Consider the following 16,569-nt stretch of genomic DNA (forward strand, 5'->3'; position numbering starts at 1 on the left):
CCGGATAGTAGTAAAAAACATTATGAAAAAAACTCTATTTGCGATATCGCTGGTAAGCTCAGTATTCGCATTTGCACAGGAAAAAGCCAATAACAGCAATAAAGAGAAACAAATTGACGGCATTGTCATCACTAAAACTAAAAAAGCCGTTGAACAAAAAGCAGACCGTACCATTTTTGATTTTTCTGAACAACCCCAGCTTAATAACGGAAACGTTTTAGAAGGAATCAAAAAGCTTCCGGGGCTTGTAGCCACAGATATTGCCGGAATGATGTACCAGGGAAAAATGCTGGATGTATACCTTAACGGAAGACCTTTAAACATTACCTCCAATGAATTAAATTCTTTTCTTGAAAGCATGCCGGCTAATTCTGTAGAGAGAATTGAAGTCGTTACGCAGCCCGGAGCAGAATTTCCTGCTACATCAGGAGGTGCTATTATGAATATTATTACTAATAAGAACGCCAATAAATATTTAAGCGCCACATATTCCGGAAATTATACCTTCACCAATTACGATAAATACAGAAGCAGAACCACAAACTCTGTGAATTTAAATGCCAGAAATAAATATTTCGGATGGCAGCTTAATGTGGGACAAAATTATCGTGAAAGTATGATGAATACACAGCAAGATGACTTATTGAACGGTAATACGGATCGATTTGCCCGTACTTATTTTGCTAAGGCGGGAGTAACTTTTGATCTTGGACAGGACAGACTATTGCTGAATTACGATATTTATCACAATAACAATGATAATTATACTTTAAGTAATGGTAAAGGTGACAGAACCTACGATGAGAACTCACCTAATAAAGTTTATATCAGAGACTATACTTTCGGATCTTCAGATGTAGCCAGAACCAACACAGTAAGACAGGAAGCCGTGGTAACCTATCAGAAACGGTTCTCTGATAAATCTCAGAAATTAGATTTCCAGTTTGGTTATACAAAGGCCTACACTAAATTTGGACAGGATAATATATTCTTTGATAAGACTTTTGAAAATCCTAAAGAACCTCTTCCAACAACAGCTCTGGGAAATGTGTTAAGTAATAATTCTGATATGAGAATTGCTAACTTTAAGGTTGATTACTCTCAACCCATCAAGCTTCTTGATGGAGGAAAAGTGAGTGCCGGAGGTTTGTATGAAAGACAGGATTATGATACGGAAAGTAAAGGATTAAAAAACCTTGAATACCAAAGACAGACAGCCTCTACTTACCTGGAGTTTCAGGCCAAATTGAAAAAGTTCGATTTCACTTTGGGATCACGTTTTGAAAATTATGACATTTCAGGAATCACCAGATATTTTGATAAAGATGGAAAGCTTGTTCAGGATGATTTGCTTCCATTTGATAAGTTTAAATTCTTTCCGAATGCCAGCATACAGTACAACCTGATGAACCAGGTATATGTGGCTGCGAATTACAACAAAAAAATCAGCTTACCAAGTATTTCTGCCCTAAACCCGAATAATACCACATTTGGAGGTCCGAATACTCAAATTACAGGTAATGCCAATCTTCAGCCTACTATTTTTGATAACTACGAGTTGAAAATTTCGGCTTTTGATTATGCATTCATCGGATACAGTGTAAGCTCAGCCAGCAATCAGGTGGCACAGATCATTAAAAAAGATGGTAAAAATCTTTATAATGAGCAGATTAATATCTCTAATATGAAAATTCATAATTTCAATATTGGGCTTCCGGTTCCGTTCCAAATTTTTACCAAGTCAATAGGTGAGATTATGAAGTCGAACTTCAATCCTGACAAAATGAATTTCATGTACATTTATGCAGGATACCAAAAGCATGAAATCAATAACCTCAACAATAAAGGATTCTGGATTCTTAACCTGATGACCCAGTTGATTCTTCCAAAAGATATTAAGCTGACAGCGAATTACAGCTATCTGACGCCAAAAGCAGGGTATTTTTACTTCACTGCAGAGAAACCATTTAGCAATAACTTAGATATTACCCTGACGAAAAAGTTTATGAATAATCGCCTTACAGTCTCAGTTTTTGCGAATGATATTTTCAATGGCCAGATAATGCAGGTACGTTCCAATCCGCCATCAGGAGAAAGTGTAATGCTTAGAACGAAATACGATTCAAGAAACTTCGGAATTTCTATCAACTATAAAATTCCTACTAGAAACAAGTTGGCAAAAGAGGATCCAAATATCCTGAATCAAACCAAAAAAGAGGATAACAGCGGCGTTATGCAGCAAGGACAGCAATAGATTTAAATGATTAATAACCAAAAATGAGGCAGTGATAGGATTACTGCCTCATTTTTATTTCTATTGATTGTATAATACTGTAGTTATATTTCGCGCAGATTTAGCTGATAGCGCAGATTTTTCTAACATTCCCGTGAAATCTGCGATCTGCGAGAAACAAATCTAAAAGATTTTAGAAATCTAAAGTTTGAAACCTCCAATTCAGCGTATCAATCAATGTTAACTGATTGAGATTTACAGGAAGATTCGTAATTATTTTCAAAGTTTGAAGTGCCATCATACTTCCCACAATTCCTGGAAGAGCCCCAAGAACGCCGAGACTATCACAATCCGGCATATCTTCATCATAAGGAGGTTCAGGAAATATATCCCTCAGGTTTTTACTTCCCTGATGATTAAATACAACTACTTGTCCGGAAAATCCTAAGATACTTCCATACACCAATGTTTTATCCAATGCAACACAGGTATCGTTCACCAGATATCTTGTGGAGAAGTTATCTGAGCCATCTACAATAATATCGTATTGGGAAAGTACCTCCAAGATATTGGAAACATCAATCTTTTGCTCAATTCCTATTACGTTTACCTGATGGTTCAAATTGTTCACAAATCTTTCAGCACTCTTGATTTTCAGTGTTCCTACCTCTTTTTCGGTATGAATAATCTGACGGTTCAGGTTATGAAGCTCCACATGGTCAAAATCAGCAACACCTATGGTTCCAACTCCTGCAGCTGCCAGATATTGAATCACCGGACTACCCAGACCTCCAGCCCCTATAACAAGAACTTTTGAAGCCATTATTTTTTTTTGTCCTTCCAGTCCTATTTCATCAATAAAGATCTGGCGGCTGTATCTTTTAAAAAGATCTTCTTGTTGCATATTGAACTCTTAAAATCCACTATAGACAGAATCCCAATCCTTCATCACCGGATCATACCCTGATTTTTTAATCATACTCTTAATTTCTTCCATGCTCCTTTCATCACTGGTTTCAAATTGTTCCAGAGATTCTTTATCCACAGCATATCCACCCGGATTGGTTTTTGAACCTGCACTCATGGTGGTGGCTCCCAATGCTACAATATGATTTCTGAATGTTTCGTTTTCTCTTGTGGAGATGGATATTTCAATATCTTCATTCCATATTCTGTAGGCACAGATCAGTTGCAGCAGGTCTTTATCTTCCATCATAAAATTAGGTTCAATGATTCCTTCTGCCGGCCTGAGTCTTGGAAATGACACTGAAAATTTACTTTTCCAGTACTGTTTCTGCAGATAATCGATGTGAAGCGCATTGAAAAAGCTGTCTACACGCCAATCTTCCAGCCCAAGCAGCACCCCCAGCCCCATTTTATGAATTCCAGCCCGTCCAATTCTATCAGGAGTATCTAAGCGAAAATAAAAATTGGATTTTTTACCTTTCGGATGATATTCTTTATAGACTTCCTGATGATAGGTTTCCTGGTATACCAACACCGAATGAACTCCTTCTTCATGAAGAAGTTTATACTCCATTTCCTCTAAAGGCTGTACTTCAATGGAAATATTGGAGAAATGAGGCTTCAGTAAACGAACCGCGTTCTGAAAATAAGGAACGCCTACTATTTTATTAGCTTCTCCACTTACCAACAGAACATGATTGACCCCCATGGATTTCAACACAGAACTTTCAATCATCAATTCTGCATCAGTGAGCGTTTTTCTCCTGAGATTGTTATCCAGACTGAATCCACAATAAGTACATATATTTTGGCATTCATTACTGAGATACAATGGTGCATACAGCTGAATGGTCTTCCCAAAACGCTGCTGGGTAAGAGCTCTTGTCATATTGGCCATGAGTTCCAATTCCTGTGACGCTGCTGGTGAAAGCATATTCAGAAAATCATCCAGTGTTCTGTTTCTTTTCTGAAGACTGTTTCGAACCTCGGAAATTGTTACTTTTTCAAGTCTGGTTTTTATCTCATCCCATTGGTAGTGCTCGAAAACCTCCTTAAAACTATTCATTATTCTGATTTTTATTCAAACAAAAACGAAGTTAACGGGCTGGATGCTTCAGCATGATTGGCTATAGCTCCCAACCCTGACTCAAAGGCTCTTCTTCCTGCCATAACGCCTTCTTTAAAGGCAACAGCCATATTCACCGGATTTCTGGCAACAGCAATAGCTGTATTAACCAAAACCGCATCTGCTCCCATTTCCATTGCTTTTGCAGCATCTGATGGTGCGCCAATTCCAGCATCTACAACAACAGGAACATTACTTTGGCTAATGATGATTTCTAAGAAATCCAGTGTTCTCAAACCTTTATTGGTTCCGATAGGTGCTCCTAAAGGCATTACCACAGCTGTTCCTGCATCTTCAAGACGTTTGCATAAAACCGGATCTGCATGAATGTAAGGCATCACTACAAAACCTAATTTGGCCAATTCTTCAGTGGCATACAGTGTTTCTATAGGATCTGGTAATAAATATTTCGGATCCGGATGAATTTCCAGTTTTACCCAGTTGGTCTCCAATGCTTCTCTGGCTAATTGTGCCGCCAACACTGCTTCTTTAGCTGTTCTTGCCCCTGACGTATTGGGTAAAAGATGAACATTCGTTCCTTTTAATGAATCTAATAAATCATCTTCTGCTGACTGAGCGTCAATTCTCTTTAAAGCCATTGTGACCATATTGGATTCTGAAGCCACAACAGAGGCTGCCATATCTTCAAGGCTTCCGAATTTTCCTGTTCCTAAAAACAATCTCGATTCAAAAGTTCTGTCTGCTATTATTAATTTTTGATTATGCATATATCATTGCTTTTTTAAATTCATTAATGAGGGTAGGCTGGTTAGTAATCTGCCCTGAAACTGCCACTCCATAAATTCCGATCTGCTGTAACAACTGAATATCTTCAAGGCTCACCCCTCCAATGGCAAATATTTTAGGAATCACCACTGATTTTTCATGAAGCTTGTCTATAATTTCCTGATACCCTTCAAACCCAAGAATAGGACTCAGTTTTTCTTTCGTAGATGTGAATCTTAATGGTCCCAACCCAATATAATCACATGGTTCTTTCATTCTTTGAAGAACATCTGAAAGGGTATTCGCTGTTCCGCCAATGATCTTATTTTCGCCTAAAGTGATTCTTGCTTCTTCAATGGATCCATCATTTAATCCTAAGTGAACTCCATCAGCATCTATTGTTCTCGCCAGCTGAACATGATCATTGATGATGCAGATTGACTGATATTCTGAACAAAGCTGTTTTGTGATTTCACAAAAGTCTACTAACTCATTTTCAAGGGCATTTTTCCAGCGGATCTGTACCCATTTGATCCCATTATCTAAGGCTTTTCGAATATTCAGTTCCTGTTCCTGCCTTGTAATTCCCTGTGAGATGTATTGTAATTTTTCCATATTAACTATGAATATGTTCCCAATAAAGAGGGATTGCTTTTTAAAAATTGTTCGATATATAATTTCCCTTTTCTACAGGCTATTTCCAGAGTTTCACCTTTTGATAGCTATCCTGCATTTTCTAAATACGCTTAAAGGTTCATCACTCTCCCAAACAGCTCCTAATAAAGCCACACCATCTACTCCAAGATCAAAAACTTCCTGAATACGATTGGAATCAATACCTCCTAAGGCAATCAGCATTACATCCGGATTATTTCTTTTGTTCAAGCTTTCCATAACTGTTGAATCAATTCCATATCCTTTTTTGGAAATACTTGGAAAGAATGGGCTTATGAAAGCATATTCCCATTCTCTTTCCAGCGTATTATAGGTAGTAATTTCATGAACAGAGGTTGAAACTATATTTCCCTTCATAAAAGGTTTATATTTTTCTTCCTTTCGGTCTTCTTCTCTAAAGTGAAATCTTGAAATCCCATAATCTTGTCCAAGATCATAATGATTATGTAGCACCAATTGTCCATAAAATGATTCATCAATACTGTTGATAAAATCAGTCATCTTTTCCGGACTGATCCATGGTTTTCTGATATGAAGCAGATCCAGCCCATCATGAAACATCTGATTGATGATCTCTGATTCGTTTGGAACGAGGATTTCAGGAGTGATGACGAGAATCATATATAAATTTCCTTTCCTTTTTCAATAAACTCCTGCGACTTATCAAACATTCCCTGCTCTGCAGATTCACGGATTTCCTGTGTAATCTTCATCGAGCAGAATTTTGGCCCGCACATAGAACAGAAGTGAGCAATTTTAGCTCCGTCAGCAGGAAGAGTCTCATCATGATAAGCTCTTGCTGTATCCGGATCTAATGAAAGGTTGAACTGATCTTCCCATCTAAATTCAAATCTTGCTTTACTCAATGCATTATCTCTGTATTGTGCTCCCGGATGTCCTTTTGCCAAATCTGCAGCGTGGGCTGCTAATTTATAAGTAATTACTCCCACTTTCACATCGTCTTTGTTCGGAAGCCCTAAATGTTCTTTCGGTGTTACATAGCAAAGCATTGCACATCCGAACCATCCGATCATAGCAGCCCCGATTCCTGATGTAATATGATCATAACCAGGTGCAATATCTGTGGTTAAAGGCCCCAAGGTATAGAAAGGTGCTTCGTCACACACTTCCAATTGTTTTTCCATGTTTTCTTTGATCATATGCATTGGAACGTGTCCCGGACCTTCAATCATCACCTGTACATTGTGCTTCCAGGCAATTTTGGTCAGTTCACCCAACGTTTCCAGCTCTGCAAACTGAGCGGCATCATTGGCATCAGCAATAGAACCTGGGCGTAAACCATCTCCTAAAGAGAAAGCCACATCATACTTCTTCATGATCTCACAAATCTCTTCAAAATGAGTGTATAAAAAATTTTCCTTATGATGATAAAGACACCATTTTGCCATAATAGAACCTCCTCTGGATACGATTCCTGTTACTCTGTTAGCTGTTAAATGAATGTATCTTAACAAAACTCCGGCATGAATAGTGAAATAAGATACTCCCTGTTCTGCCTGTTCAATCAAAGTATCTTTAAAAACCTCCCATGTCAGATCTTCCGGTACTCCTTTTACTTTTTCCAGCGCCTGATAAATCGGCACTGTACCAATGGGAACCGGACTGTTTCTGATGATCCATTCTCTGGTTTCATGGATATTTTTTCCTGTGGAAAGGTCCATAATTGTATCTGCTCCCCATCGGCAAGCCCAAACAGCCTTCTCCACTTCTTCATCAATGCTTGATGACACAGCACTATTTCCGATATTGGCATTGATTTTTACCAAAAAGTTTCGTCCGATAATCATCGGCTCACTTTCAGGGTGGTTGATGTTATTCGGAATAATGGCCCTTCCTGCAGCAATTTCATCTCTTACAAACTCCGGAGTGATCTTACTTTTCGGGGTATTGGCACCAAAACTGTTTCCAATATGCTGGCAGGCCATTTCTTTTGGGACCAACTGCAATTGTTCTATTCTTTGGTTTTCTCTGATGGCAATATATTCCATTTCAGGAGTAATGATGCCTTGTTTCGCATAATAAAGCTGAGTAAGCTCTTTTCCTTCCTTCGCTACTTTAGGTTTATGATCGTAAGAAAAACGTAATGCATCAAGTTTAGGATCTGCCAGACGGGCTTTTCCATATTCTGAGGTGATTCCATCCAGAATAACAACATCTTCTCTATCAAGAATCCATTGTTCTCTTATCCTTGGAAGTCCCTTTTGAATATCGATTGTTGTATTTTCATCGGTATAGGGCCCCGATGTATCATAGATTGTTACCGGAGCATTTTCTTCAAAATTTCCGTTAGTCAGCTTAGTAGGGCTAAGTTGTATTTCACGCATTGCTACATTGATAGGATGAATTTTTCCTTCAACATAGATTTTCTTTGAGTTCGGAAATGGCGAACATGTAATTGAATGGGCCATAAATATTGGTATTAAGTATGAGAATTATCCGCCCTGAGTGGCGGTAATGATTAAAATTGAATCCAGATTGTTAAGGGGAGTTTCCGCCCAGATTGACTGTGGAATAATGCGATTGTTGAGTGCTACGGCAATACCTTTCTTTTTTCCGGGTAGCTCCATAGCCAATAATGCTTCCAGATTTTCAGGAAGTACATTAAATGTTTTTCGGGTGTGATTAATTATAAGTTCCATTCCTAATTATTTAAATATACTTTAGGAATGGCTGTTATTGTACAATAGAATGTACAGCAAAAGTCATCTACTTTTCCCTACGCTGGTATAATCCAGATCAGGTTCAAAGGGTAAAGTCTCAGTCTGTAAACACAGACACCCCTAAAGTGTGTGACGAAGTTAGTTATTTTTTGAGAATGGGCAAAATCAAATTTTATGGAAATAAAAAATCCCGCTTATATTAGACTGCCCCCAAAAAGTTAGACACTTTTTAGGGGCAGTCCATATATCATCAGCAGGATTTTCTTAATTTATTCTTCACAAGCTCTCCAAACAGCATCGTTTTGTGGGACAGGAGCTATAATTTCAATTTTTTCCTTAGTAACAGGATGAATGAATTCCAGTTTTCTGGCATGGAGATTAATTCCTCCATCCGGATTGGACCGTGGAGAACCGTATTTTAAATCTCCTTTGATCGGAATCCCTGTTTTGGATAACTGAGCCCTGATCTGGTGATGTCTTCCGGTTTCAAGATCTATTTCAAGAAGCAGATAATTATCTAAAGTTTTGATAATATTATAAGTTAATATTGCTTCCTTAGCATCTTCTGTAGCTTTTGGAAAAACAATCGCTTTGTTATTCTTTTCGTTTTTCTTTAAATAATGAACCAGTCTTTGGGTTTGTGGAATTAATTCTTTCCCTACTACCGCCCAATAGGTCTTTTTAACCTCACGGTTTTTCACCATCTGAGTAAGACGGGAAAGTGCTTTTGAGGTTTTAGCATAAATAACCAGCCCTGAAGTGGGACGGTCTATACGATGAACCAAGCCGAGAAAAACATTTCCCGGCTTAGCATCTCTTATTTTTATAAAATTTTTGATAGATTCCAATAATGATTCATCACCGGTCTTATCGCCCTGTACAAGCTGACCGACTTTTTTATTCACTACCAGAAGATGGTTGTCTTCATATACAATCTGCTCCTTCATTCAGTCTATCTGTTTCTGTTTCTATTTGACATTGAAAGAATAATCCCTGCCAAAAGACCAATTGTTTTAAGCCCTGAAATCATTGAACTATCCGGCAATAAAGCTCCAACCACGCAAACTCCTGCTGCTGCATACATGGCATACATAAAGTTTTTATTGGTCAGCATAGGGGCCTGAATGAAGAAACTTGCTCCAATCAGAACATAGAACACTTTTCTTGAAAGTAAATGATTGATCTCAGGTGAAAATAAATTGAACCAGCCTATAGCAAGACAGATTAATGCAGCAATAGATAATATTCCCTGAATAGATTGTTGTTGATTTTGCATGAATTAATAACTTTCGTTTTGGTTAGGGAAGTCTACATTTTTTACATCTTTTACATATTGAGAAACGGCTCCTGTAATTTCTGTGTAAAGATCAAGGTATCTTCTCAGGAACTTAGGACTGAATCCTTTGTTCATCCCTACCATATCATGATACACCAAAACCTGACCATCACAATCTGCTCCTGCACCAATTCCGATGGTAGGAATAGAAATACTCTCAGTCACTTTTTTAGCTAGTTCAGCAGGAATTTTTTCCAATACTACAGAGAAACATCCTAATTCTTCTAAAAGCTGTGCATCAGCAATCAGTTTTTCAGCTTCTGCTTCTTCCTTTGCTCTTACTTTATAAGTTCCGAATTTATAAATCGACTGTGGTGTTAATCCCAAGTGTCCCATTACAGGAATCCCAGCATTGATGATTTTTTTAATAGATTTTGAAATCTCTTTTCCGCCTTCAATTTTTACAGCATGAGCTCCACCTTCTTTCATCATTCTTACTGCAGACTCCAATGCTTTCTCAGGGTTACTCTGATAAGTTCCGAATGGCAAATCTGCTACCACTAAGGCTCTGTCAGTTCCTCTTACCACACTTTGAGCATGGTAAATCATTTGGTCTAATGTAATAGGTAATGTAGTTTCAAAACCTGCCATTACATTGGCTGCAGAGTCTCCAATCAAAATAGCATCTACTCCACCCGCATCTACCATCTTTGCCGTGGTAAAGTCATAGGCAGTAAGCATTGTTATTTTTTCCTTGTCGAATTTCATTTTACGCAAGGTTTCAGTCGTAACTTTTTTAATTTCAGAGTGAACAGACATAATTTATCTATTTTTTAAAAGTTAAAAAGTCGGCCTGTAGCCGACTTAAGTTTTTATGATTTTTATAAAACTACGTGACCGAGTTTCATGAGTTTATCGTGATTTAGAATCTTGATGTTTCGCCCGTCAACTTCTATCAGGTTATCCTGTTTGAATTCCGAGATCAGACGGATCGCACTTTCAGTAGCAGTACCGATGATGTTGGCAATTTCTTCTCTGGTTAACGAGATCTTGATAAAGCCTTCCGGATCTACCCCTAATTTTTGTTCCAAAAGCAGCAATATTTCAGCCAGCCTTTCTCTTACCGTTTTCTGGGCAAGGAATGTTATGGTATTAGATGATTCTCCTAATTCGTAAGAAATTTTTTGAAGCATTACAAAAGACAACTGCGGATCTACCTCCAGAAGATACATAAAGATATCTGCTGGTAAGAAAACACACTCAATGTCTGTCATGGCTTCTGCTTTGGCTTGGAAGTTTTCCCCACAAAGCAAAGAACGATAGCCGATAATATCCCCTTCTTTGATAAATCTTAAAATCTGATCTTTCCCAAATGCTCCCGATTTTGAAAGTTTAGCGGCTCCTTTTTCAAGTACGAATACACCTTTCGGCGTTTCCCCATCTTCGAAAATAGTATCGTGTTTCTGAAAACTCAATCTTTTTTTACCGTTAATATATTTTTCAAAATCTGCGCTAGAAAGTCTTTCCTTAAATGATTTATCATTAAAAACTCTGGCGAACCTCTCTTCAATAGCTATCTGTTGTTCCTGCGGCATTTTATATGATATTTATCACAAAAATAGAACTTTTTAACTCGATAAACAAAAAAAATTGTTATAATTTTGTAGTTCAATAATTTAGGGAGGTGAGCGAGAACTGTTTTCATTGTGGTCAAGGGATAGAAAAAGAGAGAATTTTGTTTGATGAAAAGACTTTCTGTTGCAATGGCTGTAAGTCTGTTTATGAAATTCTGAATATAAATAATTTAAGTAATTTCTATGAACTTAATAAAGGGGCAGGAATTCGTCCGAGTGATGAAAGTTCTACCCAATTCGCTTATTTGGACACTCCGGAAATTTTTGAAAAAGTCACCGATTTCTCTGAAGGAAATACCAGCCTTGTTACCTTTAAGATTCCTGTAATTCACTGTTCTTCATGTATCTGGTTATTAGAAAGCCTTCATACCCTTAATCCTTATATTAAATACTCTCAGGTCAACTTCACAAGAAAGACCTTACAGATTTCATTCAACCATAACGATTTGAAATTAAGCGAACTAGCTAATTTTCTAACGAATTTAGGATATAAACCTGTTATCAGCCTTGAAACCGCCGAAAAAAATGTTGACCATCTTGATAAATCTCTTCTTGTAAAATTTGCGATTGCAGGTTTTGCTTTCGGAAACGGAATGTTTTTAGCATTCCCGGAATATGTAGGAGGTGAAGATTACTGGATGGAACATTATAAAGGTCTTTTCAGAGTTCTGATGTTCTTATTGGCATGTCCGGTAGTTTTCTATTCTGCTTCAGACTATTATAAATCTGCATGGTATGGATTAAAAAATAAAATCGTCAATATTGATGTTCCTATTGTATTGGGAATATTAGTTCTTTTCGGAAGAAGTATTTACGAAGTAGCAACAGATTACGGCCCGGGATATTTTGACACGCTTTGCGGACTTCTGTTCTTCATGTTGATGGGTAAACTGTTCCAGAAAAGAACATACAGCGCTCTTTCTTACGACAGAGATTACAAATCATTCTACCCTATTGCTGTAACTAAGGTTGACTTCGAAGGAAAACAGGAAAACATCCTTCTTTCTGAGGTAAAAGTTGGTGACAGAATTTTAGTTAGAAACCAGGAAATCATTCCGGTAGACGCTATTCTTATCAACGGAGAAGGAAACATCGACAATAGCTTTATTACCGGAGAAAGTGAAAGCATCAGCAAACAACCCGGAGACAAAATTTTTGCCGGAGGTAAGCAGGTAGGATCATCTTTAGAGCTTGAAGTTATTAAAGATGTAGACCAAAGTTACCTTACTCAACTCTGGAATAAAGAAGCTTTCAAAAAACACGAGACAGGTCTTGATACGCTGACCAACAACATCAGTAAATATTTCACATTCATTATTTTAGGCATCGCACTTATTTCCGGAATTTATTGGGCATTCATCGATTTAGAGAAGATGTTTCAGGTTATTTCAGCAATTCTGATTATTGCATGTCCGTGTGCATTGGCATTGTCCGCACCGTTCACTTTCGGACATATTATGAGGATTTTAGGCCGAAATAAGTTTTATGTAAAAGACACTCTAACGATTGAAAAAATCGCAAAATTAGATACGATTGTTTTTGATAAGACCGGAACTATTACCCACAGAAAAAAATCAAATATCAAGTATCAGGGTTCCGAAATTAATGAATTCGATCAACTGAACATCAAAACCTTATTAAAAAACTCCAACCACCCTCTATCTAAGTCTCTTTATGAATTCATAGAGTTTAACGACAGTTATTTCCCGGTTGAAGACTTCCAGGAAATTTCAGGGAAAGGATATGTAGCCAACATAAGAGGAAACGTTTATAAAATTGGTTCTGCCCGTTATAACAATCAGGAACCTAAAAACCTGGAAACTGCTGTTTATATCAGCAAAAATGACGAATTTTTAGGAAAATTTATCTTTAAGAATGAGTACAGACCTAAACTTAAAGACTTATTTAATAAACTCACCAACTACAAAATATTTATTCTGAGTGGAGATAATTCCTCAGAAGAAAACCAGCTTAAAGAGCTTATTCCAAACTACAAAGGAATGGCCTTCAACCAAAGCCCGGAAGACAAGCTGAACTACATCAAAAACCTTCAGGATCAGCACATGAAAGTGGCTATGCTGGGTGACGGACTGAATGATGCAGGAGCGCTAAAACAGAGTAATGTAGGAATTGCTATTGCAGATGATACCAACAGCTTTACTCCATCTTCTGATGTTATCATGAACGGTGATAAAGTAGTCACTTTAGACAACTACCTGAACGTCTGCAAAGGCTCCATCACCATTGTGAAAATGACATTTATAATCAGTTTTCTTTATAATATCGTCGGGTTAAGTTACGCAGTTACAGGACACATGCATCCGCTTTTCGCGGCTATCATCATGCCGGTAAGCTCCATCACAGTAGTTACATTTACTACAGTTTCAACTTGGATACTGGGTCGAAAACACTTCAAAAAACAGGCTTAAACCCGCTTATTTAGACTGATTTTAAATTAGCTGAAATCGGCATTTCGTGATGAATGTCATTATTTTTCACTAAATTTGAACCCCGAAAATAGGTTAATTTTGTTGTCCAATGGATATTCTATATTTAATGATCGTCTGCAGTGTTTCTTTAGCTGCGATCTTCCTGGTCGTATTTATAGTGTATGCCAAAAAAGGGCAGTTTGAAGATGATGAATCTCCGGCTGTCAGAATTCTTTTCGATGATGAAGTCAAAGAAAAAAATGAAACTGGCAACAAGGATAAAGACGAAAAAGAAATAGGAGAAAATAATAAAAATTGAGAAAAATAGTGAATAGTTGATATGGAAACACAAAAGTTTAGTTATGACAATAGTATTGTCCGTGCGTTCCTCTATGCAACCATTATCTTTGGTTTCATAGGATTTACGTTTGGGCTTACGGCGGCATTAATGCTTTTCTACCCTGAATTACCTGAATTCTTATTCGGTACAGATGATACAACCATTAAAAGTTTAGCATCGGGTAATATTCAAGGGTTAATAAACACTCATGGAGCCTTTGGTTTTGGTAGAATCAGGATGTTGCACACCAATACCGTGATCTTTGCGTTCGTGTGTAATATTGTTTATGTAGGGGTATACTACTCTACGCAAAGATTATTGAAGACAAGAATGTACAGTGATACATTATCTTGGATTCACTTCTGGACATGGCAGTTTATGATCGTTGCTACGTTCATTACGTTCTTTATGGGTATTAATACTTCTAAGGAATATGCTGAACATGAGTGGCCGATCGATATTTTGATTGCGTTCTCATGGATCATTTTTGGAGTAAACATGATTCTCACTATTTCAAAGAGAAGAGTAAGACACCTTTATGTTGCTATTTGGTTCTATCTTGGAACTTGGGTAGCAGTAGCAATGCTTCACATCTTCAACAACCTTGAAGTTCCATTATCTTTCTCTGGCTGGAAGTCTTATTCTGCTTATGCAGGAGCAAAAGATGCCATCGTACAATGGTGGTATGGTCACAATGCGGTAGCATTCGTATTGACAACTCCGGTTCTAGGTTTAATGTATTACTTCTTACCGAAAGCAGCAGACAGACCTGTATTCTCATATAAACTGTCTATTATTCACTTTTGGTCACTAATCTTCGTATATATCTGGGCTGGTCCTCACCACCTTCAGTATACCGCTCTACCAGCATGGGCACAGGCAGTAGGAACAGGTTTCTCTATCATGCTTATCGCACCATCTTGGGGAGGAATGTTAAATGGTCTTCTTACCTTAAGAGGAGCTTGGGATAAAGTGAGAGAAAATCCTATCCTTAAGTTCTTCGTAGTAGCTGTTACTTGTTATGGTATGGCAACATTTGAAGGACCGCTTTTAGCAACTAAAAACATCAACAAAATTGGTCACTTTACAGACTGGGTTATCGGTCACGTACACTTAGGAGCTCTTGGATGGAATGGTTTCATGGCATTCGGGGTTATCTATTACTTGGTACCTATTATGTGGAGAACAAAAATTTGGTCTGTAAAATTAGCTAACTGGCACTTCTGGTTAGGAACATTAGGAATTATTTTCTATGCAGTACCAATGTATATTTCAGGATTCACACAAGGATTAATGTGGAAACAATTCAACCCGGACGGAACATTATTATGGAAAAACTGGTTGGATACAGTAACTGCAATTATTCCTTACTTTAAAATGAGATTCTTAGGAGGTATATTCTATATTTCAGGAGCTATCCTAATGATCGTTAACGTAATTGCTACCGTAAGAAAAGGATCGTTCCAGAAAGAAGTTCCTGCTGAAGCACCTGCATTAGCAAATATCGGAAACAAACGTAAAGAAGGAGAAGGATTCCACCTTTGGTTAGAAAGAATGCCAATGCTTTTAACAGTATTATCATTATGTACTATTTCCATCGGAAGTATGGTAGAAATTATTCCTACTCTATCACTTAAGAAAAGTGTACCTACCATTTCAGCAGTGAAGCCTTATTCTCCGCTTGAACTTGAAGGTAGAGATATTTATATCCGTGAAGGATGTAACGCTTGCCACTCTCAGATGATCAGACCGTTCAGAGATGAGATTACAAGATTTAACGGTAAAAACGGACAGTACTCTAAAGCAGGGGAATTCGTATACGACAGACCATTCCTTTGGGGATCTAAGAGAACAGGACCGGATTTACATAGAGAAGGTGGTAAAAACCCAAGTTCTTGGCACTACAAGCATATGTATAACCCAAGATCTACATCTGCAGGTTCTATTATGCCTCGTTACCCTTGGTTAATTGCTACTAACTTAGACAGATCTAAAATGGTAGATAAGATGAAGCTTATGAAGAATACATTTGATGTACCTTATACAAAAGCTCAAATCGATTCTGCAGATAAGTGGGCAGACAACCAATCGGCTAAAATTGTAAAAGATATCTTCTCTGAAGCAAATGACTTGAAAGAGGCTTATGCTAAGAAACCTCAGGGAGAATTAGAGAAAAAAGAAATTATAGCTCTTATTTCTTACCTACAGAGATTAGGAACAGATATTAAAACAACTGAAATTAAAACAGCAAGTAATAACTAAAACATTAAAAGGTTAGTATGATTCCTCAGAACTTTAAAGATATATTATCCAATACAGAAAATGCTGGCTTCTACCAGACCCTGGCTCTGATTTTCTTTATGCTGTTCTTCGTAGCTCTGGTAATCTATGTTTTTAGCAAGCCTAAGAAATATTACAAAGAGGAAGAAGAAGCTCCCCTTGGAGAGGATGAAGACGACGATTTTAATTTAAAAAATTAAACT

At 37.5% G+C, this 16,569-nt stretch carries 16 protein-coding genes and 1 riboswitch; of the genes, 5 read left to right on the forward strand and 11 right to left on the reverse strand.

What is annotated here, in order from left to right; genetic code table 11:
- The first annotated feature begins 22 nt into the window (after positions 1-22).
- On the forward strand, positions 23-2,254 hold the full coding sequence (locus J2772_RS16685; RefSeq protein ID WP_209918694.1) for a TonB-dependent receptor domain-containing protein: 2,232 nt from the start codon (positions 23-25) through the stop codon (positions 2,252-2,254).
- A gap of 172 nt (positions 2,255-2,426) precedes the next feature.
- On the opposite strand, the gene J2772_RS16690 is transcribed toward J2772_RS16685, so the two are convergent.
- The 11 genes from J2772_RS16690 to J2772_RS16740 all read right to left on the reverse strand — a co-directional run bounded on the left by J2772_RS16690 (position 2,427) and on the right by J2772_RS16740 (position 11,278).
- On the reverse strand, positions 2,427-3,137 hold the full coding sequence (locus J2772_RS16690; protein WP_209918695.1) for a HesA/MoeB/ThiF family protein: 711 nt from the start codon (positions 3,135-3,137) through the stop codon (positions 2,427-2,429).
- A 9-nt stretch (positions 3,138-3,146) separates the two neighbouring features.
- Positions 3,147-4,265 carry a 2-iminoacetate synthase ThiH gene (gene thiH, locus J2772_RS16695; protein ID WP_209918697.1) on the reverse strand — a complete coding sequence of 373 codons (1,119 nt, stop codon included), beginning with the start codon at positions 4,263-4,265 and terminating at the stop codon, positions 3,147-3,149.
- Positions 4,266-4,276: 11 nt separating this feature from the next.
- Positions 4,277-5,053: a thiazole synthase gene (locus tag J2772_RS16700; RefSeq protein WP_209918699.1), complete on the reverse strand. Its 777-nt coding sequence runs from the start codon at positions 5,051-5,053 to the stop codon at positions 4,277-4,279.
- The gene (locus J2772_RS16705; protein ID WP_209918701.1) at positions 5,046-5,666 is read right to left on the reverse strand and encodes a thiamine phosphate synthase; all 621 of its coding nucleotides are present in this window, start codon (positions 5,664-5,666) and stop codon (positions 5,046-5,048) included. Before J2772_RS16705 ends, J2772_RS16700 begins: the two co-directional genes overlap by 8 nt.
- Before the next feature lie 93 nt (positions 5,667-5,759).
- On the reverse strand, positions 5,760-6,347 hold the full coding sequence (locus tag J2772_RS16710; RefSeq protein ID WP_209918703.1) for a thiamine phosphate synthase: 588 nt from the start codon (positions 6,345-6,347) through the stop codon (positions 5,760-5,762).
- The gene (gene thiC, locus J2772_RS16715; protein WP_209918706.1) at positions 6,344-8,155 is read right to left on the reverse strand and encodes a phosphomethylpyrimidine synthase ThiC; all 1,812 of its coding nucleotides are present in this window, start codon (positions 8,153-8,155) and stop codon (positions 6,344-6,346) included. The genes J2772_RS16710 and thiC overlap by 4 nt, the downstream gene beginning before the upstream one ends.
- A gap of 24 nt (positions 8,156-8,179) precedes the next feature.
- Entirely contained in the window at positions 8,180-8,386 is a 207-nt protein-coding gene (thiS, locus tag J2772_RS16720) for a sulfur carrier protein ThiS (protein WP_209918708.1), read from the reverse strand.
- Positions 8,387-8,443: 57 nt separating this feature from the next.
- A riboswitch (TPP riboswitch) is annotated at positions 8,444-8,539 on the reverse strand.
- Positions 8,540-8,676: 137 nt separating this feature from the next.
- Positions 8,677-9,354 carry an RluA family pseudouridine synthase gene (locus tag J2772_RS16725; protein WP_209918710.1) on the reverse strand — a complete coding sequence of 226 codons (678 nt, stop codon included), beginning with the start codon at positions 9,352-9,354 and terminating at the stop codon, positions 8,677-8,679.
- 5 nt (positions 9,355-9,359) lie between these two features.
- Positions 9,360-9,683 carry a hypothetical protein gene (locus J2772_RS16730; protein WP_045501399.1) on the reverse strand — a complete coding sequence of 108 codons (324 nt, stop codon included), beginning with the start codon at positions 9,681-9,683 and terminating at the stop codon, positions 9,360-9,362.
- 3 nt (positions 9,684-9,686) lie between these two features.
- Positions 9,687-10,502 carry a 3-methyl-2-oxobutanoate hydroxymethyltransferase gene (gene panB / locus J2772_RS16735; RefSeq protein ID WP_045501401.1) on the reverse strand — a complete coding sequence of 272 codons (816 nt, stop codon included), beginning with the start codon at positions 10,500-10,502 and terminating at the stop codon, positions 9,687-9,689.
- A 62-nt stretch (positions 10,503-10,564) separates the two neighbouring features.
- On the reverse strand, positions 10,565-11,278 hold the full coding sequence (locus tag J2772_RS16740; RefSeq protein ID WP_045501403.1) for a Crp/Fnr family transcriptional regulator: 714 nt from the start codon (positions 11,276-11,278) through the stop codon (positions 10,565-10,567).
- Between the two features lie 89 nt (positions 11,279-11,367).
- On the opposite strand from J2772_RS16740, the gene J2772_RS16745 reads away from it, so the two are divergent.
- The 4 genes from J2772_RS16745 to J2772_RS16760 all read left to right on the forward strand — a co-directional run bounded on the left by J2772_RS16745 (position 11,368) and on the right by J2772_RS16760 (position 16,566).
- The gene (locus tag J2772_RS16745) at positions 11,368-13,746 is read left to right on the forward strand and encodes a heavy metal translocating P-type ATPase (protein ID WP_209918712.1); all 2,379 of its coding nucleotides are present in this window, start codon (positions 11,368-11,370) and stop codon (positions 13,744-13,746) included.
- 109 nt (positions 13,747-13,855) lie between these two features.
- Positions 13,856-14,065 (forward strand): cbb3-type cytochrome oxidase assembly protein CcoS, encoded by a 210-nt coding sequence (gene ccoS, locus J2772_RS16750; RefSeq protein ID WP_089739059.1) that lies wholly within the window; start codon positions 13,856-13,858, stop codon positions 14,063-14,065.
- Positions 14,066-14,086: 21 nt separating this feature from the next.
- Positions 14,087-16,348: a cytochrome-c oxidase, cbb3-type subunit I gene (gene ccoN, locus J2772_RS16755; protein WP_209918714.1), complete on the forward strand. Its 2,262-nt coding sequence runs from the start codon at positions 14,087-14,089 to the stop codon at positions 16,346-16,348.
- A 17-nt stretch (positions 16,349-16,365) separates the two neighbouring features.
- Positions 16,366-16,566: a cbb3-type cytochrome oxidase subunit 3 gene (locus J2772_RS16760; protein WP_045501410.1), complete on the forward strand. Its 201-nt coding sequence runs from the start codon at positions 16,366-16,368 to the stop codon at positions 16,564-16,566.
- Positions 16,567-16,569 lie beyond the last annotated feature (3 nt).

Origin of the sequence: Chryseobacterium jejuense (assembly GCF_017877355.1) — a bacterium.
Taxonomy (GTDB): domain Bacteria; phylum Bacteroidota; class Bacteroidia; order Flavobacteriales; family Weeksellaceae; genus Chryseobacterium; species Chryseobacterium jejuense_A.

Excerpts from the sequence above, each read along its gene's own strand:
- J2772_RS16685 (WP_209918694.1), top strand. The coding sequence starts at position 23 with ATGAAAAAAACTCTATTTGCGATATCGCTGGTAAGCTCAGTATTCGCA.
- J2772_RS16690 (WP_209918695.1), bottom strand. The coding sequence starts at position 3,137 with ATGCAACAAGAAGATCTTTTTAAAAGATACAGCCGCCAGATCTTTATT.
- thiH (WP_209918697.1), bottom strand. The coding sequence starts at position 4,265 with ATGAATAGTTTTAAGGAGGTTTTCGAGCACTACCAATGGGATGAGATA.
- J2772_RS16700 (WP_209918699.1), bottom strand. The coding sequence starts at position 5,053 with ATGCATAATCAAAAATTAATAATAGCAGACAGAACTTTTGAATCGAGA.
- J2772_RS16705 (WP_209918701.1), bottom strand. The coding sequence starts at position 5,666 with ATGGAAAAATTACAATACATCTCACAGGGAATTACAAGGCAGGAACAG.
- J2772_RS16710 (WP_209918703.1), bottom strand. The coding sequence starts at position 6,347 with ATGATTCTCGTCATCACTCCTGAAATCCTCGTTCCAAACGAATCAGAG.
- thiC (WP_209918706.1), bottom strand. The coding sequence starts at position 8,155 with ATGGCCCATTCAATTACATGTTCGCCATTTCCGAACTCAAAGAAAATC.
- thiS (WP_209918708.1), bottom strand. The coding sequence starts at position 8,386 with ATGGAACTTATAATTAATCACACCCGAAAAACATTTAATGTACTTCCT.
- J2772_RS16725 (WP_209918710.1), bottom strand. The coding sequence starts at position 9,354 with ATGAAGGAGCAGATTGTATATGAAGACAACCATCTTCTGGTAGTGAAT.
- J2772_RS16730 (WP_045501399.1), bottom strand. The coding sequence starts at position 9,683 with ATGCAAAATCAACAACAATCTATTCAGGGAATATTATCTATTGCTGCA.
- panB (WP_045501401.1), bottom strand. The coding sequence starts at position 10,502 with ATGTCTGTTCACTCTGAAATTAAAAAAGTTACGACTGAAACCTTGCGT.
- J2772_RS16740 (WP_045501403.1), bottom strand. The coding sequence starts at position 11,278 with ATGCCGCAGGAACAACAGATAGCTATTGAAGAGAGGTTCGCCAGAGTT.
- ccoS (WP_089739059.1), top strand. The coding sequence starts at position 13,856 with ATGGATATTCTATATTTAATGATCGTCTGCAGTGTTTCTTTAGCTGCG.
- ccoN (WP_209918714.1), top strand. The coding sequence starts at position 14,087 with ATGGAAACACAAAAGTTTAGTTATGACAATAGTATTGTCCGTGCGTTC.
- J2772_RS16760 (WP_045501410.1), top strand. The coding sequence starts at position 16,366 with ATGATTCCTCAGAACTTTAAAGATATATTATCCAATACAGAAAATGCT.